Annotated in this window: 1 protein-coding gene; it reads left to right on the top strand. The window is 26.4% G+C overall.

Translation table 11 applies throughout. The features are described 5' to 3' along the window. Positions 1 to 377: 377 nt before the first annotated feature. On the top strand, positions 378 to 1,074 hold a 697-nt coding region (locus ABT112_RS35300; RefSeq protein WP_351515846.1), incomplete at its 3' end, for a hypothetical protein.

The raw sequence follows: 1,074 nt of genomic DNA, 5'->3' as shown, positions 1-1,074 counted from the left end.
ATTCGTCACCATGAAACTAATAAAGTTGATATTACTGATATCAGGTATTACGATTATCTTTTTAATCGATGTCTATCACTCATCAATTTAGCAGTACAATATTTAGATTAATAACATTAGGTACTCAGATAAGAAAACAATAAAAGAATAATTTTATTGTAAAGTTAAAAAATCTACGCATTCTGTGATAAAATATTTATATAATAGCAGTTATAAGCAGGATAAATATGAATTTAATAATTATTTATTGCAACGATTTTGATAAAAATTTAGGACTTAATACAACTTATAAAGATTTTTATAACTGGTTAAGTGATAGTCTAAACAGCTTAAATTAAATGAGGAGATAGATATAGTAGATACTATATCGTTATATTATGAAAAGCAAAAATAAAGTGATTGCTGTAGTGATTTTAGTTATTATAAGTTTTGGTATATTTTTTATAAAAAAAAATATCGACCATCAAAAAGAACTTCGTGCTCAAAAAGTCTATGAGAACAAAGTTACTACTGAAAAGAAAAGAATCAATGAATTACAAAACTCAATTTCAACCGATAATGAGAGCGTTATCAATACTGTTGTTAAAATTAAAAATTTGAATCTGAAAACTAAAGAAGCACAATCTTTGAAATCTAAATACATTGAAAAAGATGTTAAAGCAGTTTATGAATATATCGAAAGTAATTTAGATAGTAAAGATATTCCCAGTAATGACGCTCGGTTTAATAATATAAAAGAACTTCAGTCAAATGTTGCTACGCTTGAGAACAATGTGAAGAGTTATCAAGAGATGGAAAATATTTTTAATAAAAATAAAATAGATTTCTTGATTAATAAAGTTAGTAAGATAACCCAAAAAGAAAAAGATCAAATCGTAAAATTACAAGCGGAAGAAACTGAAAAAGCAAGACTATTGGCTGAGGAGGAAAAGGCTAAAAAAGAACTACTTTTGGAACAATCACTGTCAGATCAGTCTAACTCTTCTTCAAATTCAAGCGTAAATAACAACATAAACCAAACAACAGATCCTGTTGCAGAAGCTGACGAATTTAGAAAAAACTTTAAGGAACAAT

Source organism: Streptomyces sp. NPDC002055 (assembly GCF_040296705.1).
Taxonomy (GTDB): Bacteria; Actinomycetota; Actinomycetes; order Streptomycetales; family Streptomycetaceae; genus Streptomyces.
Note: the sequence above shows the minus strand (reverse complement) of the source record. Positions and strands in the feature narration are given on the sequence as shown.